Genomic DNA, 22,227 nt, shown 5'->3' on the forward strand with positions numbered 1-22,227 from the left:
TTTAACCTATTTTGCCCTCGTCTAAAAGCTAACTGTAGGGCTTAATTTAAACCATGCTCTACTGTATGCTAAGGGGTATATGAAGAAATACTTTTTACTTAGATGAATCAGTTGCTCACAATTTCTAACGCAAACTTTTAACCGCTCAACACTTGTTTAAATCATCCTTTAATCCTGAGTTAGAGAGACGACAAACAAAATCGCTATTATACCTGAACAACAAATTGACTTTAGGTGATTGTCAGATAAAAACAAACTAATTTACGGTAGTTTTGTGATCTTATTTAGGCGCGAATGTAGTTAAATAGCACACAAAACAACTACACCACACTTGCTATAGTATCTATATTTACACCTTTTTTCATCATATACTTGCACAATTTTTATTGCCCTGTATATTTGTAAAGGTTAAATCATGATGATTAAGTCATCTCTTTTCAATATCATATAATAATAAAGAATAGGTAAAACCATGAGCTTTGATTTTAAACGTATGCTTAAATTTGAAATTAATGTTGGCACAAAAGAAAAACAAATACGTCTTTATGCAGGCTGTGCCGCATTATTTATCTCTCTATTTCTAGCTTCTGTACCTTTATTACTTATCGGTTTAATTTTAGTTGCTACTGGCTATACAGCTTGGTGTCCTGTTTATTCAGGACTGGATAAATCAACCGTAAAATCAGAATAGAATCCTTTAAATCTTTGATCAAAAGATGTATTTTGCAGAGCAGACTTTAGTTCGTTACAGGATAGAATCATTGCGCACTAAAATTCGCTCTTGCTCCCTCCACATATAGTTATTAATACACGTTATCATTAAGTAATTTCGCCCGAAACCTACTTTAATAACGATTAAAAAACGTCTTTACTTCCCTGCCAAAACAAATCAGTATTATCAACCTAGGAGCAAGTATTATTGAATTCTCGTTCCTTACTATACAGAATAATCTTTGTCATTTCCTGAATAGATAAGCTTTTCAATCTCTTTTTTATTCATTAAAATACACTCACGCTGAAAATCCTGGAAACGGAGCTTAAGCGAAGTGAAGATTTTTAGTCCGTGATAGCGATAGGGCCGGGTGTTTTCTCGAAGCGTCTTTTTGCGTAGAGAAAATACAAGGCATTCCGACATCGCGTCAAGCCATTTGAGGTAACTAAATAAAAACCCCTCTAGGGTTTTTATAAGTGGACGCAGGGCGAATCAGGGCATCGCAGATTTTAATCAGTCCCGTTAAGCTTTTGCCGCGAACTTGGGCTTGGACGCCCAAAATGAGCTTTCGCAAAAGTAGGGACTCCCCGAGTCTTGCTTTTTACTTTCACCATTACTCATGCGCAAGAAGATCAGCGCGTCAGTCATGTCGTTGTGGTCTGGTTAAAAGAACCAGGTAATGAGCAAATGCGTGAGAAGTTTATTGCTGCCAGTCGAGCATTGGAAACTTTACCTGGCGTTTTATCTCGTCATGTCAGTGCCGTTATTTCCAGTGACCGTCCTAAAATAGATGATACCTTTGATGTTGCCGTAACAGTCACATTTAAAAATGCTGCCGCCCTTAAAAGCTATATGAAAAGTCAGAAACATAAGGATATGTTAAGCAAGCAACTTAAGCCTTTGGTTAATAGAATCGTAGTTTATAACTTTGGTAACCTTTAAACAGTCAATATGACAATATTTTCCAACACAGTTAATTATTTAGATGGCGGCACCTTGCTACAGGCCTTTTTTTGCTTATGATGATACATATGAAGGAAGACGACCTGCTGTCTTAATCTGCCATGCCTGGGGTGGGCGTGATGAGTTTGTTAATGATAAAGCAAAACAATTAGCTGAACTGGGTTATGTTGCTTTTGCTCTGGATATGTATGGGCAAGGGGTTTTAGGGACTAACCCTGAAGAAAATGCAGCGTTAATGCAACCCTTTTTAGAAGACCGAAATTTATTACAAAAACGTATTGATGCTGCACTTTATGCGGTTAGGTTATTACCCTGGTTGATGATTCTAAAGTGGCTGCTATCGGTTTTTGTTTTGGTGGCCTCTGTGCATTAGATCTTGCTCGCATGGGTGCCGATATTAAAGGCGTCGTCAGTTTTCATGGCTTATTGAATGCACCAGAAAAAAATTCAACTAAACCTGTGCTTGCTAAAGTTTTAGCGCTGCATGGGTCTGATGACCCAATGGCATCCGATAAACAGCTTAAAGATTTTTGCCAGGAAATGACTGATTTGCAGGTAGACTGGCAATTACACAGTTATGGTAATACTGTGCATGCTTTTACTAATCCTGTTGCTAACAACCCTGATTTTGGTACTGTTTATAATGCTGTCGCGGATAAACGTTCATGGCAAAGCATGAAAGCCTTTCTTGAAGAAATATTTACCTAAAATTCAAGCTGCTTATGTACTACTCTTAGCGATTACTTTTGCAAAGCAGTCTCTTCACATTCCCGTATTGCGCAAGCTTCATACGGGCTACAACTGAGTATTGGGTTTTATTAAACTTTGATTCCTGGGCTAGTTAAAAACATTTTGAGAAATTTTCGATACGCCATGGCAAAGTGTCGCTACAATAACAGATCTTACTCTGTTAAAAACGAGAGCTTAAAATGAGTTTTAAATTAAAATTAGTGAAATTAGCAATCAAGTGGACCCCTAAAAAATTGATTGTATGGGTGTCAAACATTGTTCTTAAAGATATTGCAGAATTAACAGGCTTTAGTTTCGACCTCGATACACGAAAATTCTATGTACAAATACAACTTGTTGGCGAATCAGAAACGATTGATGTCTGGGTTGAAGATTTTGCTATTATTACTGCTGGCAATTCGTACAAATTTATTATTCGAGAAGCTCGATCAAACCGGGTCTGGCTAGGAAATATACTATCCCGTATTACTGGAAAAGAGTGGGAAATCCCAGTGATACCTCCAATCGAACCTCATATTGAGTTTATCGCTGAGCTACTTAAAGAAGAAAACCCAAAGACAGTCGACCAGCTTAATTAATAAATAAACTGCGTTCTTAGAATGAGGTTAATCATTGCGTAAAGCCAGTTCTATTCAGTAAATAAATCATCGTTTGTTATTTCACTGGCTTTAGGTTCTTTTAAGCCAAAATGTTGATAGGTTTTCCCTGTGACAACACGTCCTCTAGGAGTTCGCATAATAAAACCCTGTTGAATCAGGTACGGCTCCAGTACATCTTCTATAGTTCCACGTTCTTCGCTTATAGCTGCCGCCAGGGTATCCAGACCAACAGGACCACCGTCGAAATTGTCGATAATAATTTTTAACAAGCGCCTATCCAGTTGATCAAACCCACAGTGATCAACTTTTAACATACTCAGGGCCTGTTGCGAGACAGCTTGATTAATAGTGCCATCACCCTTCACTTCAGCATAATCACGTACCCGTCTTAATAAACGGTTAGCAATACGAGGCGTTCCGCGTGAACGTTTCGCTATTTCATGCGCTCCTTTATTATCAATCTTTATAGCCAGAACTTTTGCTGAACGAGTGACGATAAGAGTCAATTCATCAACCGTATAAAATTCTAGCCGTTGTATAATGCCAAATCTATCACGTAATGGTGAGGTTAAAAGCCCTGCCCTTGTTGTTGCCCCGACTAAGGTGAATGGAGGTAAATCCAGTTTAATTGAACGTGCTGCAGGACCTTCTCCGATCATAATATCGATCTGGTAATCTTCCATTGCAGGGTAGAGGATTTCTTCAACCACTGGGCTTAAGCGGTGAATCTCATCAATAAACAAGACATCATGCGCTTCCAGATTGGTTAATAAGGCAGCTAAATCACCTGCTTTATCCAGTACAGGGCCAGATGTCTGGCGTAAATTAACATTCATTTCATTAGCGATGATATTAGCCAATGTGGTTTTTCCTAAACCAGGTGGGCCAAAAATCAATACATGATCCAGTGCTTCTTTACGTGCTACCGTGGCCTGAATAAAAACCTCCATCTGATCACATAAAGCCTCTTGCCCAATATAATCTTGTAGAGTTTTTGGCCTGATTGCGCGGTCTTGACGTTCTTCGTCAAGCTGGCCACTAGCACTGATAATTCGATCGGTTTCAATCATCCTGGAAACCGTGTAGCGGGCTATACTCACCCATCAGGCGACTAATACTTAGGGGAATTATATGTAACATTCAGATGTTTATAGTTCTTTATAGCGATTAACTGCGTTTTTTAGGATCATTCATCTAGCCCGAGTATACACCTGTTGATAAGTATCTATCCCCACGGTCACATATAATCGCAACTATTGTTGCATTGTCTACTTCCTGAGCAAGTTTTAGTGCTGCTGCAACCGCCCCACCCGAGGAAACACCAGCAAAAATTCCTTCTTTCGTCGCTAAATCGCGCATGGTATTCTCTGCGCTTGCCTGATCGATATTAATGATTTTATCAACCCTTGAGGCTTGATAGATTTTTGGTAAATACTCTTGCGGCCAGCGACGTATGCCAGGAATTTTGGCACCTTCTTCAGGCTGCACTCCGACAATCTGAATGTCGGGGTTTTGTTCTTTTAAAAATCGGGAAGTCCCCATAATGGTACCTGTCGTACCCATGGCACTTACAAAATGGGTTACTTGGCCCTGGGTATCTTGCCAGATTTCGGGGCCAGTTCCTTCATAATGCGCTAGTGGATTATCAGGGTTTGCAAATTGATCTAATACGCGTCCCTTTCCTTCTGCTTCCATTTTTCTGGCTAAATCTATCGCAGCTTCCATACTACCTTCTGCAGGTGTCAGAATAAGATCAGCACCATAGGCTTTCATCGATGCTCGACGTTCTTCACTCATATTATCAGGCATAATCAGGGTTAATTGATATCCCTTAATTGCCGCAGCCATTGCTAAAGCAATCCCGGTATTACCACTAGTTGCTTCGATCAAACGGTCCCCCGGCTTAATCTCTCCACGTGCTTCGGCATGTTGAATCATGCTGATTGCAGGGCGGTCTTTTACAGAACCAGCCGGATTATTTCCTTCTAGTTTCACTAAAATCGTATTTGATTCTGATGCAACTAAACGTTGCAATCTAACTAATGGAGTGTTGCCTATAAAGGCTTCTATAGTGGAGTAAGTCATGGATAGTATGGGTAGAGCGGACTTTAGTCCGCCATGAACGTTGTAAATGGTGGGGAGTAATCCAGGCAATTATACTGTTTACCTGTAAACAGTATAAAGAACTTGAAAAGTATACTTTAAGATTTTTTAAAGTTATTGGGTTTTCTCTGTATCCAAATAAATAGGCGGACTAAAGTCCGCTCTACATAAGCTATCCTGGTTACGTACAACTCTCAGCCAAAGTAAAATTAAGCTTTAAACATCAGTATGTTAAAAAACACGTCATTCCCGAAGTCTACCCAGTCAAGCGTGGGCACAAGCTTTATCGGGAATCTATGTTTAACCAACGAGATTCCTGCTAAAAGCATACAGGAATGACGAGCTATGGCTGGGAGTCATGAGTAATCAGGTAAGCTATTAACGGGTAAACATTTTAACCAGACCCGTTAGTTTAGACACTTGACCATCAGTTAGTTGATCCCAGGAAAATTGCCATTTCCAGTTCCCTTCTACAGTTCCGGGTATATTCATTCGATCTTCACTACCTAATTCTAAAATATCCTGCATTGGTACTATTGCAAGATTAGCAACCGAAGAAAATGCTGTGCCAATCAATAAATAAGGCATCGAAGCCTGAGAGAAACCTAAGTATTGATAAATACGCTGTTTATCATGATCATTTAATGAATTAAACCAGCCTAGGGTTGTATCATTATCATGAGTCCCGGTATAAACAACACAATTTTGGTCATAATTATGTGGCAAGTAAGGATTAGAATCCGTGTCGCCAAAGGCAAACTGTAATATCTTCATTCCTGGTAGATTAAATGCCGTTCTCAGTGCATTCACTTCTTCAGTTATAATCCCCAGATCTTCAGCTATTAATGGGATATTCCCCAGCTCTTTCTCGAGAGCCGCTAAGAGTGCTTTACCCGGTGCAACTACCCACTGTCCATTAATTGCAGTGTCTTCATTGGCTGGAATTTCCCAGGCCGCTTCAAAACCACGAAAATGATCAATACGCAAAATATCAAACATTTCTAACTGGCTGCGCATACGATCGTTCCACCAGGAAAAACCAGTTCTTTGTAAATATTTCCAGTTATAATGCGGGTTTCCCCAGCGCTGTCCTGTTGCTGAAAAATAATCGGGTGGTACACCAGCAACAACTTCCATTTCGCCTGATTTATCCAGTTTAAATACTTTACGATTAGCCCAGACATCAGCGCTATCATAAGATACAAAAATAGGAATATCACCGAATAACAGAACACTTTTGCTATTCGCATACTCTTTAAGTGCCATCCATTGTCGATAAAAAATAAATTGCTCGAACTGAATAACTTCAATTATAGAAGCTAGTATTTTCCGTGCTTCTTTAATGGCAGCAGGCTTGCGCTCTTTAAAATGATCTGGCCATTGATTCCAGCATTGCTGAGAAAATTCAGTACGCAATGCGACAAATAAGGAGTAATCATCTAACCAGCTAGCTTTATCAGAACAAAAACTTAAAAATTCCTGTTTTTCTTCTAGACTAGCCAGATTTTCAAAGCCTGTATAGGCTTTGGCAATTAAGCAATCACGATTATACGTGTCTTCGCTCCTACATTCATCATATTGCTCTGCCTCCTGTAACCAGCCTTTCTCCTTTAGTTGATCCAGAGAAATAAGTGCAGGATTGCCAGCGTGCGCCGATAAACATTGATAAGGAGAACCATCACCATGAGGAACACCTAAAGGTAGAGTTTGCCATACTTTTATCCCTGCATTATGCAGAAAATCAACAAAGTTATAGGCTTCTTTGCCCATATCACCTGGTCCATCTTCATTTGGTAAAGAAGTAATATGTAACAATACCCCGGCACGCCGTTGCGCTAATAAAGTATCATCCTTTATTTCCATTCTATTTAATCTGTACCTTTACGCATTGTGCCACCCATTGCTGGGTCACCAGAACCTTGTGTAAACGACAAGGATAAATAAGCAGGTGGCTCTTCACCTAATAAACAATATAAATTTGATAGGTTCAAACGAAATTGTTTTTCAAAACTACTGACCGCCTCACCAGGATTGTAATCTCCAAACCACCAGAACCAGTCAGATCCTTCACAAACAGCCAGCTGAAGCTCTGCTTCTTTAAGCTGAGATTTTGATAACCGTCCCCTTTGCAGCACTTTATCAAAACAATTTTTAGCATCCCCCAACATATCCCAGCCGCGGTTTTTATCTATATCACCAATCCAGGTTGAGAAAGTACCATAGACCCAGCTACCAGCCATAAGTTTGTCCAAAGGCTTGATTTCCACCTTTTGCGCTAAACACTCTGAAAATGTTGTTAATTCTATATCAGGATGTTCAGCTAATCCCTTATAAAAAGCCGATAAAAAATGATAGCCATTATCAGGAAAATATTCCCAGGCATTCTCACCATCCATAATAATAGAGACGACACTACCTTCCGCTTCATGCTCCGCTATATTTTCCAAGTGCTGAATCATATCATTAACAGCATCATCAGCATGCCACTTGGAGTAATTAAAACCGATTAAATCAGATAGTCCATCATCACGAAAAAAACAGGGGATATCTGTACCATCAACCTGAAAAGGGTGATGAATTTCAGAACTATGATCTGTATCAGAGATAGAAAAACTATTAAGCAGGACTTGGCCACCTGTTGCGACCCATGTGAAACCAGCCTCGCCTATTACTTTCAGTGTTGCTTCACTGACAGCACCTTCTGATGGCCAACAGCCCTGAGGAGTGAAATCAAAAAACCGTTTAAAAGTAGCAATGCCCTGTTCAATATGCCAATTAACCCGTTCCTTGCCTCCCGGATAGCTATCCAGCACAGGAAGCGGAGCATCGGGCATCGCTTCATGTGCAGATTTTATATCTAGCATTAAAGGCAATATAGGATGTGCATAAGGCGTGACAGAAAGTTCAATACGCCCAGCTTGAGCTAAAGTCTTATAACGTAGAATAACTTTGGATAACAATTCTTCAATGACTTCTACTATTTCAATACGTTCATGTAAAGTGTAATTCGAACCTTTTGCAATTAATCGTTGTATTCTGGCATCGGATAGCTTAACCGTTTCCCCCATCCAGATAAGATGATACCAGACCAGCATATCTGCAATAAATTGACAATTAATATATTTGGGTGCATCACCATGACCCTGCACCCATTCCGCCATATGCACTAAATGACTAAATGCTGGATAACGGTCAATTTGTCTCTCTCTGTTAGCCCGCAGGCAATTATTGATCAGCTCTAACCTTTCTTCTACATCAAGAGGGTATGCCGGCATGACCAGCGCTGATAATAAAGTATCTTTAATTTCAACGCCGTCGTGCAAATAACAATTAAGCTGCTTTGCATAGTCTTCAATCTGCTCTAAAAGTATAGGTGCAAAATTAACCACTGCCTTTGCATCAGGCTCATTTTCAAGATGAGCTACCATATCCACATAGTCTTTAATGACATGTAAATAGGTCCAGGGTAATTGAAACTCGCCTGTCTGCCGGTCACGATATTCTGGCTGATGCATATGCCAGCACAAGACCAGTTTGATTTTTTTATTACCTGACATAATGTCTTTTTTAGCCCAACATATCTGGAGTCACCAAGACAACACCACCCGGGCTAACATGAAAACGTTTTTCATCATCTTCCCTGCTTTCACCTATAACAGTTCCTTCTGGAATCTGACAGCCTTTTTCAATAATTGCCTTCTTAATACGACAATGTCGAGCCACATTAACCTCAGGTAAAAGTAAAGAATCAGTCACAGTGGTATAGGAATTAACTCGTACCTGTGAAAACACCAATGAATGTCTGATAGTAGCCCCCGATATAACACAACCACCAGATACCATTGAATCAATCGCTTCACCCCTACGATCGTCATCATCAAAGACGAATTTTGCCGGTGGTGTTTGCGCTTGATGCGTCCAGATAGGCCAGACTTGATCATACAAATTCAGATCAGGCTTTACGCCAATCAGTTCCATATTAGCAGACCAATAAGCATCTATAGTACCTACATCACGCCAGTAGCTTTGCTCGCCACTTTGCAAGTCCAGGAATGGATAGGCATTAACATTATAATTTTCAATGACTGCTGGAATAATGTCATGACCAAAATCATGGGTAGAGTCTGGTGTATCCGCATCTTTTATTAATTGTTCAAATAAAAAGTCAGTATTGAAAATATATATTCCCATAGACGCTAGAGATCTGTCCGCTTTATTTGGCATAGTCGGTGGGTTGTCAGGTTTTTCAACAAAAGCACTGACACGCCTGTTTTCATTAACTGCCATAACACCAAAGTCTTTAGCTTCATCTAAAGAAACTTCCAGGCAACCAATGGTTAAATCAGCTCCCTGCTCCACATGATCAGCTAACATTGCACCATAATCCATTTTATAGATATGATCACCGGCCAGGACAATAATATGCTCAGGCGCTCGGGCGCGTAAAATATCAATATTCTGAAAAATAGCGTCTGCCGTTCCCAAGTACCATGACTCGTCACTTAAGCGTTGTTGCGCAGGCATAATATCAACATACTCACCAAACTCACCACGCATAAACCCCCAGCCTTGCTGTAGATGTCGAATCAGTGAATCAGATTTGTACTGAGTTAAAACACCTACTTTGCGAATCCCTGAATTAATACAATTCGATAGAGGAAAGTCAATAATTCGGAATTTCCCACCAAAAGGGACTGCGGGCTTGGCACGCCAATCAGTCATGTTTTTTAAACGTGATCCGCGTCCACCAGCTAGAATTAAAGCTATTGTGTTTCGTGTTAAATGACTAACAAAACGGTCATGGTGCTGTGGGTCTGAATTTGACATTGATATCCTCTTTTATTTCTTTTTATTAAATTTGGCTATTACTTTTTGTCTATTATTTGGTACTATTATTTCAACGAACGTATTCTATCACACTGAGGCATTGTAATATGAAGAAGCCAGTAAAAAAAAATCAGCTTAATTCTGATTTAATAAAAATAACTGAAGCCAAGCATCACGACCCTTTTTCAGTACTGGGGCTACATACCAATAACAGCAAAACAACAATAACAGCCTATTTACCCAATGCTGAAACAGTTAGCATTGCTGGTCAGAAAGTTGCAATGCAACGTATAGCAGGTTCAGATTTTTTTCAAACAGATAATATTCCCAAGGGGCTAGAGAGATATTATCAATTTGAAATTACCGATAAATCGGGCCACTATTTTAAACAATACGACCCCTATTCTTTTGGCACTCAACTTCCCGAATTTGATCAGCATTTATTTGATGAAGGTAAACACTGGCATATCTATAAAAAATTAGGTGCACATTTACATAATGTAGAAGGTGTTGAAGGAGTTCTTTTTTCAGTATGGGCACCAAACGCCGGACGAGTCAGCGTTGTTAACGAATTTAATAACTGGGATGGTCGCTGTTATCCGATGCGCAGTCTAGGTGGCAGTGGTATCTGGGAAATTTTCATTCCCGGACTGACTACTGGTTGCCTATATAAATTTGAAATCCTTAACCGTGACACCCAGCAAATTGGTGTAAAAACAGATCCTTATGGGCAACAGTTTGAATTTCGTCCACAAACAGCATCACGGGTAGTTAATGAAGAGCAATATAAATGGCAAGATAAGGAATGGATTGATAGGCGCACTTCCCACAACTGGCTAAATGAAGCCATGTCAATTTATGAGGTCCATCTGGGTTCCTGGAAACGTGATGAGCTAGGTAACTTTTTAAGTTATCGTGAATTGGCTCATCAATTGGTCGAGTATGTGGAATATCTTGGTTTCACACACATAGAGCTATTACCTATCACGGAACACCCGCTAGATGCATCCTGGGGTTATCAAACCACGGGGTATTTTGCACCGTCAAGCCGCCATGGTGATGCCGATGATTTCCGCTACTTTATGGACTATTGCCATCAGCATAATATCGGTGTCATTCTTGACTGGGTACCGGCTCATTTCCCCAAAGATGATTTCGCTTTAGCACGTTTTGATGGCAGTTCGCTCTATGAACATGAAGATCCACGTAAAGGTGAACATCGTGACTGGGGAACCTTGATCTATAATTATGATCGTAACGAAGTGAAAAACTTCCTCTTGTCTAGTGCTTATTTCTGGATAGAAGAATTTCATATAGATGGCTTACGTGTAGATGCCGTTGCCTCCATGCTATATCTGGATTATTCACGTGAAGAGAATGACTGGTTACCTAATATGTACGGTGGCAATGAAAATCTTGAAGCTATCGACTTTTTACGAGAATTAAATACCATCACTCACGAACAACATCCTGGCACTGTTGTTATTGCCGAAGAATCCACTTCCTGGCCTCAAGTAACACGCCCAACATGGACCGGTGGCTTAGGCTTTTCCATGAAGTGGAACATGGGCTGGATGCACGACATGCTATCGTATATGCAACAAGATCCAGTGCATCGCCGCCATCATCATGATCAACTAACCTTTGGTATGCTCTATGCTTTTACTGAAAACTTTGTACTGCCTTTTTCACATGACGAAGTAGTACATGGCAAAGGCTCAATGTTGAGCAAAATGCCTGGTGATGATTGGCAAAAATTTGCTAATTTACGCTTGCTATATACCTTTATGTTTACCTATCCAGGTAAAAAATTACTCTTTATGGGCTGTGAATTTGCACAAGGAACAGAGTGGAACTTTAACCAGGCACTAGACTGGTATGTTCTGGATTATTCATTTCATAAGGGCATGCTAACACTGGTCAAAGATTTGAATAAAATGTATGTCAAGCACCCTGCTCTATTTCAACATGATTTTGATAACCAGGGCTTTGAGTGGATCGATTGCCACGATATGGAGCAGTCCATTATCAGCTATGCACGTAAAACTAAAAATGAAACCTTAATTGTCATTTTGAATTTCACCCCTGTACCACGTGAAAATTATCGTATTGGCGTACCTGAGCCGGGCTCATATATAGAAATTTTTAACTCAGATTCAGAGTATTATGCGGGTAGCAACACTGGTAATGGCCAAGTATTTACCGAAGAAACCCCCTGGATGAATCAGGATCAGTCAATTAATATAACAATTCCTCCCTTAGCTGGCATTGTATTAAAGCGATAAATATGAAAAAAATACTTTTTGTCAGTAGTGAAGTGCAGCCTCTCATTAAAACGGGGGGGCTTGCTGATGTTGCGGGTAGTCTACCCATTGCTTTAGCTGAATTGGAACAGGATGTACGTATCATTATACCTAAATATCAAGCGCTCAAACTTGATGGAGAGGTAAAATATCGTTGCTCTCTACGCATTAATAATTATGATATTAATATTTTAGAGACACGGTTACCTGGCACTGATGTTATTGTATGGCTAGTGGATTGCCCAGAATTTTTTGATGTACCTGGCAACCCTTATACCGACGAATTTGGTAGTGCCTGGGCTAATAGTGCAGCACGTTTCTCCTTATTTTGTCGAGTTGCAGTCGAGACTTCTCAAAACCGCGCTCATCTGGATTGGAAAGCCGACATCGTTCACTGTAACGACTGGCAAAGTGGTCTGGTTCCCGCATTATTAACCTTAGAGTCACACCGTCCATCTACCGTATTTACTATACATAATATGGCGTACCAGGGTTTATTTTCTGAAACCGACTATTTTGATCTAAACTTACCGGGGCAATTATGGAACCCTGGTGCATTAGAGTTTCATAGTCTACTTTCCTTTATCAAAGGAGGGATAGCCTGTGCAGACCATATAACAACAGTAAGTCCTAACTATGCTCTGGAAATCCAGACTGCAGAATATGGCTATGGCCTAGAGGGGTTATTACACCACCGGCATCATGAGCTTAACGGCATTATTAATGGCATAGATATAGATGTATGGAACCCAGAAACTGATACTCGTATTGCACAGAACTATGGTATTGATAGCCTGGCTAAAAAAGCAGGAAACAAAGCCGCTTTACAACAACATTTTTCACTTCCCGTTGAACCTGCCATTCCAATGATTGGCTTGATTGGTCGTCTGGTTGACCAAAAAGGCATAGATTTGGTTATTGACTGTCTGGATAGTCTGACTAATTACCCAATACAATTTGTGCTATTAGGATCCGGTGAAAAAGGATTTGAACACCGACTTAAAAATTTAAGTTACCTATACCCTGATAAAGTTGCGGTATCCATTGGCTATAATGAAGACCTGGCTCATTTAATTGAAGCGGGTGCAGACATGTTCTTGATGCCATCGCGTTTTGAGCCCTGTGGACTCAATCAATTATACAGTCAGCGTTATGGCACCTTGCCTATCGTCAGAAAAACGGGCGGTTTAGCAGATACAGTTGTAGACGCCTTACCGCATAACATTGCGGATAAAACTGCCTCTGGTTTTGTATTTGAAGAAGCATCAGTTGGTGCTATGCTGGAAACAATCAAACGCGCAATATTGCTCTATGCAAATAAAAGAACCTGGCAGCAGCTACAAAAGAATGCCATGCGTAAAGATTTTTCCTGGCGCCAAAGTGCTCAGCAATATCTGGATTTGTACAATACCCTGTAAAGAGTTAGTTATAAGCCGCCAAAAACACCCCCTCCCCCTGAGCTATTGCTGGTCAGGGGGAGAGGGAGTTGCTGATACATCAATACTCCCCGGTTCGCACCAGCTCTTCTAATTTACGTGTCGCTACGTTACATTCATCTAATGAATTTAAAACTCGCTGCTGGGCTCTTAAATCTTCACCTAACTTATCTCGAATACGAATGGCATAAGCATTAAGTTCAACACAGGCATCTAACATCTCTTGTTCAGCATCAGATAACACACTACTTTCTTCATCCATAGTCAGAATCATGACCTCACTTACAATGCTATTTTGCCGCCTGAATATTGCTTCTGCATCAACTCTGATTTGAGTGATTTTATATAAGCCAAGTGGGTCTTTAACTGCTGCACAGCTAGACAAAAACATAAAGCTTACAACTAATAATGATTTGTTAATGACTTTCTGGTTAAATAGCTGCATATTTCTTTAAGATAAAACTAATATTATGACTCTAACAAGCAAACCCATTGTACTCTGTTTATCAGGACACGACCCTAGTGGTGGCGCTGGTATACAGGCCGATATTGAAACAATCGTTAGTCATCAATGTCATGCTGCTAGTGTCATCACTGCTTTAACTGAACAAGATACCAAAAATGTAAAGAAAATGCAGCCTCAACCGGCCTCTGAAATTATTTCACAGGCAATGTGCATTTTAGAAGATTTACCTGTAAAAGCCATTAAAATTGGCCTGATAGGTCATGTGGAAACAGCTAAAGCTATCAGCACTATTTTAAACGAATATTCCACTTTACCTGTTATCCTGGATCCTGTGCTTGCTGCAGGCGGTGGAGCAGTCTTATCTAATGAAGCCCTCATTGATTCAGTTGTTGAATTATTGCTACCTAGGACGACCATACTTACACCTAACAGCATTGAAGCTCGCCAGTTAGCTAAATCGGATGACCTTCAGTTATCCGGCACTAAATTATTAGAATTAGGCTGTGAATATGTACTAATCACTGGAGCACATGAGCAAAGTGATGCTGTCAGTAACCAGCTTTTCTATAAAGGAAAATGCATAGAAACTTATACCTGGGACAGATTGCCGCATAACTATCATGGCTCTGGGTGTACTCTAGCCTCAAGCATTGCTGCCTTAATTGCCCATGGACTAGAGGTGGAAACCTGTATGCTGGAAGCGCAGGAATACACTTGGAATAGTTTAAATGCTGGCTACCAGGTAGGTAAAGGGCAACATATTCCTAATCGACTCTTCTGGATGCAAGAGCATTCCTGAGTTTTCTCAATATTTTTAGCCTATGCGTTTTCCTAAATCTGGCCTTTACGCCATCACCAAAACTGAAGACAAAACTACTGATCAGGTTATTTCTGATGTCAGCGAGGCTATAAAGGGCGGCATAAAAGTCCTGCAATATAGAGACAAACAACCCGCCGATGCAATCTATTTAGCTGGAGCCTTAAAAGAGCTATGTAAGACACATAATATTCCGTTGATTATCAATGATGATATTAAGCTAGCAAAACATATTGGTGCTGACGGTGTACATATTGGTAAGGATGATGGTCAAATCAGTTATGCACGTGAAATATTAGGCTTACAGGCTATTATTGGCGTTTCCTGCTATGACAGTGTAGAGCAGGCAGTACTAGCGCAAAACCTTGCAGCTGATTATGTTGCCTTTGGGCGTTTTTTTTCCTCCAGTTCCAAGCCCCAGGCTGCTATAGCACATATATCCAGCTTACAGCAGGCTAAAACTATTATAAATATCCCTATCGTAGCGATTGGTGGCATATTACCTGATAATGGCGCTGAATTACTTGATGCAGGTGCTGATCTATTAGCCGTTATCGGAGGAGTTTTTAACACGACTCCCTATCAATCGACTCTGGCTTACCAGGCATTGTTCAAATGAATAAGCTTTTATTACTTGCCTTATGCTTATCTCTGGTCGCTTGTAACTACCCAGGTATGCAACAACGTCTGGCAACAGGTAAAGACTTAAGCTTCCAGCGCAGTAAAGGCAACTGCCTTGCCTGCCATGTTATTGAGGATGGTGAAGACCCAGGCAATATCGGCCCTGCCTTGGTCAACATACAGGAAAAGTATCGTTCCAGACAACAACTCAAGGACATTATCTGGGATGCCACCCAGTTTAATGCCAACGCTTAAAATCAGGGAAACGGAGCCTAAGCGGAGTGATGATTTTTAGTCCCTGGTAGGCGACAGGGCAATTCGCTGATCCGAAGTGCGCTAGTAGCGCGCGAGGGAGGCAAGAATTGCATTCCGAATAGCCGTCCAGCCATTTGAGGTAGTCTTAACGGAGCAGGGTTTTGTGCGTAGTTGAGACGGACGCAGGGCGACCAGGGCATCTCCCATTCGTTGCGTAGGCGAATGAATGTTGGTGACAGGAGTCCCAGAATGTTGTGAGGTAGCATGGCGCGCCTGTACCAGCATGCCTCCCTTTGGCAGAAATAAAAGTCTAACTACGGAAGAACTAAACCTTGTCCTTGATTATATCTGGTCGATAGATAGCCCAGCACGGTAGTTGCTGTTCTTTATTCTAAATATCAGGAACGTTTATTAGTACAATCCTACTCCATATATCCATAGCCACCACCGCCAGGTGTTTTAATAATTAAGCTATCGCCTGCTTGCATGTTAATTTCGGCGCAACCACCTAATTCAACCACATCTCCGTTATAACGCAGTATTGAATTATGCCCTGTGCTGCCCGCTAAACCACCGCGCAAACCAAAGCCAGGCTTTAAGCGGTGACTGGATAAAATACTTACGGTCATAGAATCTAAAAATCTTATTTTTCTAATCACACCATTACCACCATGATGCTTGCCATTACCACCACTATTTTTACGTATGCAGAATTCTTCTAATACTACTGGAAAACGCCATTCTAAAACTTCCGGATCAGTAATTCTGGAATTAGTCATATGAGTATGAACTGCATCACATCCGTCAAAATCAGCACTAGCGCCTGCACCACCGCAGATAGTTTCGTAATACTGGCAATAATCCTCATTGCCAAAGGTTACATTATTCATGGTCCCTTGTGAAGCTGCTAAAACACCTAAAGCACCATACAAACAATCAACAATATATTGAGAGGTTTCCACATTACCCGCCACTACCGCAGCAGGATACTCTGGATTTAGTATTGGGTTTTTTGGAATAATGATTTTTATAGGTTGCAAACAGCCTGCGTTTAAAGGAATATCGTCTTTAACTAAAGTGCGAAAAACATATAATACCGCGGCCTTACAAACAGCAGCAGGCGCATTGAAGTTGCTAGATAATTGCTTACTCGTCCCAGTGAAGTCAATAGTTGCTGTTCTTTGTTTTTGATTTATTTTTATAGAAACGACAATTGTAACTACTCAGCGTAATTTACAGTTGGATAAAATTATAAAGAAAAATCTTAGCTATTGTTGCTTTCAATGGAAACACTGATGATAAACATGGCAAAACCACCTAAAATAAACCTCGATACACCAGCATTGTGTATTTCAGCTACTCAATAATTGGGAAACTTCAGCTAAAGATATTTATTCCGCGCTCAAATTACTGTAATCCAAAAGGTTTATGAAATTACAAATTTATGATTCTAAATCTTGACTATAAACTCTTAGCATGAGAGTATAGAGGTGACTAAAATTAATCTGCCCACTTCACTCAACCATGACCAAAACTGTCACCTCTACGCTCACTCTATCTGGCCGCAAATTTTCTAAAAAAGAACTCATTGGCATTCAACAAACCATCAAAACATTTCCAAACCTGAGCCTGACCGAATTGGCTCAGACTATTTGTGAGCACCTGAGCTGGACAACGGCACAGAGCCGCAATAAGCATAATGCGTGTCTTGATGCCTTAGAAAAACTCGAAAAACTGGGATTAGTCGAGTTGCCGAGCAAACGTCCGCAAAAAAAGCGGGAAAGCAAGAAAGTTGTCTGGACTGAACAGTCACAGGCGAAGCCAGATATAGATAGCTCATTGGCAGAACTGGGCAGCATCACGCTCAAAGTGGTCACGGATAAAGCTGAGGTCACTTTGTGGAATGAATATGTCGATCGGCATCACTACCTGAGCTATAAACATCCTATTGGTGCAGCACTCAAGTATTTTATTATGTCGGATCATCCGCAACCACAGGTTCTGGGCTGTTTGTTGTTTTCAGCCTCTGTCTGGCATCTGGCTGATCGTGATCAGTGGATAGAGTGGGATAAAAAAGATCGTGAAAAGCGTTTAAATCTCGTCATCAACAATAACCGCTTCCTGATTTTTCCCTGGATCAATGTACCTAACCTGGCGAGTAAGGCACTTGCTCTGGTTACGAAACAAATCCGTAATGACTGGCAGACGGCACACGGATATCGTCCGGTATTGATCGAGACCTTTGTCGATGATAGTCAATACCTGGGAACTTGCTATCAGGCAGCGAACTGGGAATGTATCGGTAAGAGCAGTGGCAAAGACTGGCAGGACAAAGTAGATGAGAACAATAGATCAGGCAGTGTTAAGTCAATCTGGGTCACACCCCTGCACAAGCATTTCAGAGCGATTTTAAAAAATCAGCAACCCGCTAAAGCTCAGGTCGATCTAGATGAGTCCTTTGTGAATTTATGGGGCAAAGTGGTGATGATCATATCAGATGTTGCCCAGGAATTTGATGCAAAATGGCAGAAGCGCAAACGTGTTATTGACTCATTATTATTGGTTTTTTTGATTTTTCGGTTGGTATTTTCTAAAAACAGTCAGGGCTATGGGACGACCATTGAGGAGTTCTGGCACAATTGCCTCAGAATGAAGTTCCCTTTACCTCAAAAGAAACCCATTTCTGCCTCGTCTTTTTCGGATGCCCGTAAAAAACTGGATGAAAATATCTTTAAGGTTTTAAACCAGCGCATCATTGCAGCCCACGACACACTGGCTGAGCCGGATAATCAGTCTCAGCGCTGGCTCAATCATCGACTATTTGCAGTGGACGGTAGTAAACTCAACCTACCACGTGAACTCATTGATCATCATTACCGGACGCCTTCAAAAGATGCCTATTACCCACAAGGATTACTAAGCTGCCTCTACCAGCTAAAATCAAAGATCCCTTATGATTTTGATCTGGTGAATCATGGCAATGAAAGACAGTGCGCACTGGCGCATTTAAAAAACCTCACGACAGGTGATGTCGTGGTTTACGATCGCGGCTACTTTTCCTACGCCATGTTGTATTATCATATGCAAATGGGCGTGCATCCCGTTTTTCGCCTGCAGAAAAACACCTTTAAGGCGATTGATGATTTTAGAAACAGCACACAGACCGATCAAATTATCACACTCTTACCCACTAAAGAGACTCAGCGTGACATTCGCAAACAATATCCGGATATCCAGTTCAAAGCGCTCACCATCAGACTGATTAAATATACACTGGAGGGCAAGACCTACTGTATCGGCACAACATTGCTTGACGAACGATACACGATTGACGCATTAAAAGAGGTCTATCACGCCCGCTGGGGAATTGAAGAGCTGTATAAAATCAGTAAAAATATGATTGTGGTCGATGACTTCCATGGCCGAAGTGAGCGTACCGTAAAACAGGAATTGTTTGCCCATTTTGTACTGATCACCATGAGTAGACTCTGTACCAATGAATCTGAAAACTTATTAAATAGTCTGTTAAATCTGCAACCAGACGAAATGGATCCGAAACAAACAATACAGGCAAACTTTAAAAATAGCCTGGCAACCATGTCGAGGCATCTGGAAGATATCATGTTTGTTCCGGCACGCTGTATCAAAAAAGTGATGGATGACATTGTCAGCTCTATTTCACGAAATCATCAAAAGCTCAGACCGGGTCGATCCTATATTAGGAAATCCAAAAAGCCTGTGAACAAATGGCGGGGGTGTGAATCGACGGCCTAATGTAGAGTTGAAATGGGTAAAGTGATTTCTCATGCGATTGCATTCGTGCATTGCCGCGATAGACAGCAACGGGTCTGGGCTCATAATGATAATAGCTGGCAAATTCTAATAACTGTGGATTAAAGCGTATGCTATCGCCTTGTCGCTCCAGTACGGCACTTTTGAGGTTGTCATATAAAAGAACCTTCAGAGCACCTGATCTCGGGGAATTTACTTTGATCCCAGTTTAAAGATCATCCTTAAATTAGTTCGCGGAAACTTTGTTTCTGTGCTATTGAGTTCATCGCATAATTTTTGTATCGCGACATCATAACTTCGATTGGCCAAATGATGTAATTTCACCGTTAATGTGCCTTGCTCATGATCTGGAATCAGGTCTGCCTCACTACTATAAATTGCCCGTAACAGACTACGAACTTCATCAGGACGCGAGAGCGTTTCTCGCAACAAATTGGCCATTGCCGTTTCAGCTCGATAGGCAATCATTTTGATCGTATCAATGAAATGTTTACTTTTGGTGCTGAGTTGCTGAAATTGCTCCTCTTCGGGTAAGTCTTTCACTTTAAGGTAATGTGGCGTTTGTTTGCGCTTTTCTTTGAGTGTTTTAATTTGCACCTGAAAGGCTTCTATTTCTTCCTGGCAGATTGTCTTTTTTTGCAAGAAGGGCTCGACTTTATCGGGCTCAATAGGCGCATCCAGCGTTAATGTTGCAAACCTGGCAAGCAGACGATTTAGTTTTCCCTGGCTGGATCTTATTTGGCTATCCAGTCGACGATATTCTGGATTAACCACCTTTACGGACTCGGAAACAGGTTCTATACAATAGTCCACCAGCTTATCTAATCCAAAGTGTTCACGGCAATACTTGAAGAAGTTCTCCTGAGACCATCGGGCAAACATGGCAACGGCTAGCGGGATCATTTCTGAGCGATAGTCGGTTCCAATAATGCTGGTCTGGTGTCCCTTTTGAGAAAGTTTACGTATTTCACGTACCCAGAGTCCATTACTTAAACAGTGGCCTCGTTCAGCGAGGTTAAGTTGTGTTTGCTCGCCAGAAGAGAGCGTGACCGCATAGGGTAAAAACTCTTCTTCCGGCCAGTTTTCTCCCGGATATTTATGATAGGTTAAACAGGCGACGCGCTGTGCTTTCATGCGTTTAAAAAAAGGCGGACTGTAAGACTCTCTGTCACACACCAGTGTAAACCGATGCAATAGCGGATCGGACTTTAGTTCTTCGGCATTAACAAAAGTGGGAAGCCTTTTTTCGAGTTGCGGCAGAATGTCATTTTCAATGACCTTGATCATGCCCGGATCGACTGCTTTGTTAATGACCATGAAGGGCTGTCCATCCATCGCATTGACCCAGTAATCCGTGGTTGCCCGCAAACAGAGTTTTTGTCGGGCAACGTGGTGACGCGGAAGTTTGGTTTGTTGTCCATTGTAAACCCGGACATGACCATCAATATAAAGGATACTTGCCTGTTCTGGTGCGCTCTGCATCCATTCTTTACAGAGTGCTTCACTCCATTGCTGTGGACCTTCATCTTGTGTGAGTTGTTTGATTTTACTCCGCAGGGTGCGGACTTCTGGAATGCGATCCAGACCAATCAGTTTGCCCCATTCTCCTGGCGCACTATAGCGCAGAGATTCAATGGACTTTACCCGAACAAGTGCGATAAAGGCCAGTATGATGAGCAGGCTGTCTAATCCATAATAGCCTTTGCTGAGTTTAAAAAAGTTTTCGCTGTATTTTAGTAACCCAGTCACTAATAAAGCGGGCAATGCGAATAAAACACCGCCTTTAGGAACATCTTGCAGGGCTTGAAAATCAGGGACAACCGGTTCCTCTAATTGCCCAATACTGGCAGCCAGGCGAGCATCGACATTCCGAGTTCCCATCCCCATAGGCGCTGCATTATCTTGCCCACTGCGCTCACTTTTAGTGCTTAATATTCTTTTTTTTTATGTTGTGCAAGCGACCCGTACGAATTGCTTTGCTGAAGGTATCGCGTTTTATGCCTAACTGATCGGCCACATCACAGGGTTCTTGCCCTTCGTTTAAATATTGCTGGGCTTTCAGTAATACATCATCTGTCAAAACAGCCGTTCCTCGCGTTTTTTTCTCAGCATAAAATCCTTGTACACCCTCCTCCTGATAGAGTTTAACTGCACGTTTAACACTGATGGGCGTTACACCAAAAGCACGGACGATATCCATTTGTTTGACATAACCGTTGATATAGAACTGTGCGGTAATCATTTTGAACGAAGCAGCATCATTCTCGTTATGTGTAAAAACGGGTAAAGAACCATAGAAATAGGTCACACTGCCATCTCGCTTTTCAAAAGCTAAATCATGGGTTACTTCTGTCGAACCCTCTGGAAACATAGGAAGTTGTCGCTGAGCCATTAGTTTTTTCCGGCAAGTGTAGTCTCGGTTAGTCTACGAATAATGTAAAAAGGGTATCATTACAAAATCAGAGGGATATGAAAAGAGTTACTTGAATTTCATGGGCAAAAAGTTTGTTATTCGTTGATTTTAATGTAATTTAATACTTAACTGGGGGGATTTATGTAAAGGTAGAGGTCAGGTGCTCTGAA

At 41.2% G+C, this 22,227-nt stretch carries 18 protein-coding genes and 3 pseudogenes; 10 read left to right on the plus strand and 11 right to left on the minus strand.

Translation table 11 applies throughout. The features are described from left to right. The first annotated feature begins 472 nt into the window (after positions 1 to 472). From CDZ78_RS00230 to CDZ78_RS00245, 4 genes and pseudogenes are all read left to right on the plus strand, one after another. Entirely contained in the window at positions 473 to 691 is a 219-nt protein-coding gene (locus CDZ78_RS00230) for a YgaP family membrane protein (protein WP_087868138.1), read from the plus strand. Between the two features lie 615 nt (positions 692 to 1,306). Then, on the plus strand, positions 1,307 to 1,654 hold the full coding sequence (locus CDZ78_RS00235; RefSeq protein ID WP_087868139.1) for a Dabb family protein: 348 nt from the start codon (positions 1,307 to 1,309) through the stop codon (positions 1,652 to 1,654). 9 nt (positions 1,655 to 1,663) lie between these two features. After that, positions 1,664 to 2,383, plus strand: a pseudogene (locus CDZ78_RS00240) (dienelactone hydrolase family protein). Between the two features lie 221 nt (positions 2,384 to 2,604). Continuing rightward, positions 2,605 to 3,003 carry a hypothetical protein gene (locus CDZ78_RS00245; RefSeq protein ID WP_087868140.1) on the plus strand — a complete coding sequence of 133 codons (399 nt, stop codon included), beginning with the start codon at positions 2,605 to 2,607 and terminating at the stop codon, positions 3,001 to 3,003. A gap of 50 nt (positions 3,004 to 3,053) precedes the next feature. On the opposite strand, the gene ruvB is transcribed toward CDZ78_RS00245, so the two are convergent. The 5 genes from ruvB to glgC form a co-directional block, all read right to left on the minus strand. Then, positions 3,054 to 4,094, minus strand: a complete 1,041-nt coding sequence (gene ruvB, locus CDZ78_RS00250; protein ID WP_087868141.1) for a Holliday junction branch migration DNA helicase RuvB — start codon at positions 4,092 to 4,094, stop codon at positions 3,054 to 3,056. Between the two features lie 124 nt (positions 4,095 to 4,218). Beyond that, entirely contained in the window at positions 4,219 to 5,109 is an 891-nt protein-coding gene (cysM, locus tag CDZ78_RS00255) for a cysteine synthase CysM (protein ID WP_087868142.1), read from the minus strand. 396 nt (positions 5,110 to 5,505) lie between these two features. Beyond that, positions 5,506 to 6,990: a 4-alpha-glucanotransferase gene (gene malQ, locus CDZ78_RS00260; RefSeq protein WP_087868143.1), complete on the minus strand. Its 1,485-nt coding sequence runs from the start codon at positions 6,988 to 6,990 to the stop codon at positions 5,506 to 5,508. A 5-nt stretch (positions 6,991 to 6,995) separates the two neighbouring features. Further along, positions 6,996 to 8,684: a glycoside hydrolase family 57 protein gene (locus tag CDZ78_RS00265; RefSeq protein WP_087868144.1), complete on the minus strand. Its 1,689-nt coding sequence runs from the start codon at positions 8,682 to 8,684 to the stop codon at positions 6,996 to 6,998. 10 nt (positions 8,685 to 8,694) lie between these two features. Next, positions 8,695 to 9,954 carry a glucose-1-phosphate adenylyltransferase gene (gene glgC, locus CDZ78_RS00270; protein WP_087868145.1) on the minus strand — a complete coding sequence of 420 codons (1,260 nt, stop codon included), beginning with the start codon at positions 9,952 to 9,954 and terminating at the stop codon, positions 8,695 to 8,697. A gap of 107 nt (positions 9,955 to 10,061) precedes the next feature. Between glgC and glgB the strand changes: the two genes are divergently transcribed. Together glgB and glgA are read left to right on the plus strand one after the other, a co-directional pair. Next, complete coding sequence (glgB, locus tag CDZ78_RS00275; protein WP_087868146.1) at positions 10,062 to 12,239, plus strand: 1,4-alpha-glucan branching protein GlgB; 2,178 nt, start codon at positions 10,062 to 10,064, stop codon at positions 12,237 to 12,239. A 2-nt stretch (positions 12,240 to 12,241) separates the two neighbouring features. After that, positions 12,242 to 13,675, plus strand: coding sequence for a glycogen synthase GlgA (gene glgA / locus CDZ78_RS00280; protein WP_087868147.1), 1,434 nt, complete (start codon positions 12,242 to 12,244; stop codon positions 13,673 to 13,675). Between the two features lie 79 nt (positions 13,676 to 13,754). On the opposite strand, the gene CDZ78_RS00285 is transcribed toward glgA, so the two are convergent. Next, complete coding sequence (locus CDZ78_RS00285; RefSeq protein WP_087868148.1) at positions 13,755 to 14,138, minus strand: hypothetical protein; 384 nt, start codon at positions 14,136 to 14,138, stop codon at positions 13,755 to 13,757. Between the two features lie 25 nt (positions 14,139 to 14,163). Between CDZ78_RS00285 and thiD the strand changes: the two genes are divergently transcribed. From thiD to CDZ78_RS00300, 3 genes are read left to right on the plus strand one after another with little or no spacing between them, the layout of a single operon-like run. Then, positions 14,164 to 14,958 (plus strand): bifunctional hydroxymethylpyrimidine kinase/phosphomethylpyrimidine kinase, encoded by a 795-nt coding sequence (gene thiD / locus CDZ78_RS00290; protein WP_087868149.1) that lies wholly within the window; start codon positions 14,164 to 14,166, stop codon positions 14,956 to 14,958. Between the two features lie 22 nt (positions 14,959 to 14,980). Continuing rightward, positions 14,981 to 15,595, plus strand: a complete 615-nt coding sequence (thiE, locus tag CDZ78_RS00295) for a thiamine phosphate synthase (protein WP_087868150.1) — start codon at positions 14,981 to 14,983, stop codon at positions 15,593 to 15,595. Then, on the plus strand, positions 15,592 to 15,852 hold the full coding sequence (locus CDZ78_RS00300; protein ID WP_087868151.1) for a cytochrome c family protein: 261 nt from the start codon (positions 15,592 to 15,594) through the stop codon (positions 15,850 to 15,852). Before thiE ends, CDZ78_RS00300 begins: the two co-directional genes overlap by 4 nt. 81 nt (positions 15,853 to 15,933) lie before the next feature. On the opposite strand, the gene CDZ78_RS21575 is transcribed toward CDZ78_RS00300, so the two are convergent. Together CDZ78_RS21575 and CDZ78_RS00305 are read right to left on the minus strand one after the other, a co-directional pair. Continuing rightward, on the minus strand, positions 15,934 to 16,137 hold the full coding sequence (locus tag CDZ78_RS21575; RefSeq protein ID WP_167374128.1) for a hypothetical protein: 204 nt from the start codon (positions 16,135 to 16,137) through the stop codon (positions 15,934 to 15,936). A gap of 137 nt (positions 16,138 to 16,274) precedes the next feature. Beyond that, positions 16,275 to 17,066, minus strand: a pseudogene (locus tag CDZ78_RS00305) (hydantoinase B/oxoprolinase family protein); the annotation flags it as partial. Between the two features lie 310 nt (positions 17,067 to 17,376). On the opposite strand from CDZ78_RS00305, the gene CDZ78_RS00310 reads away from it, so the two are divergent. Next, on the plus strand, positions 17,377 to 19,626 hold the full coding sequence (locus CDZ78_RS00310) for an IS4 family transposase (RefSeq protein WP_087868153.1): 2,250 nt from the start codon (positions 17,377 to 17,379) through the stop codon (positions 19,624 to 19,626). A gap of 43 nt (positions 19,627 to 19,669) precedes the next feature. On the opposite strand, the pseudogene CDZ78_RS22780 reads toward CDZ78_RS00310, so the two are convergent. The 3 genes and pseudogenes from CDZ78_RS22780 to CDZ78_RS00320 all read right to left on the minus strand — a co-directional run. Continuing rightward, a pseudogene (locus CDZ78_RS22780) lies at positions 19,670 to 19,822 on the minus strand (IS21 family transposase); the annotation flags it as partial. A 14-nt stretch (positions 19,823 to 19,836) separates the two neighbouring features. Beyond that, a complete protein-coding gene (locus tag CDZ78_RS00315) occupies positions 19,837 to 21,531 on the minus strand; it encodes a putative transposase (RefSeq protein ID WP_087868154.1) in 1,695 nt (564 codons plus the stop codon). A 34-nt stretch (positions 21,532 to 21,565) separates the two neighbouring features. Further along, complete coding sequence (locus tag CDZ78_RS00320; protein ID WP_087868155.1) at positions 21,566 to 22,036, minus strand: helix-turn-helix domain-containing protein; 471 nt, start codon at positions 22,034 to 22,036, stop codon at positions 21,566 to 21,568. Positions 22,037 to 22,227: the final 191 nt, after the last annotated feature.

Source organism: Bathymodiolus platifrons methanotrophic gill symbiont (genome assembly GCF_002189065.1).
GTDB lineage: Bacteria > Pseudomonadota > Gammaproteobacteria > Methylococcales > Methylomonadaceae > Methyloprofundus.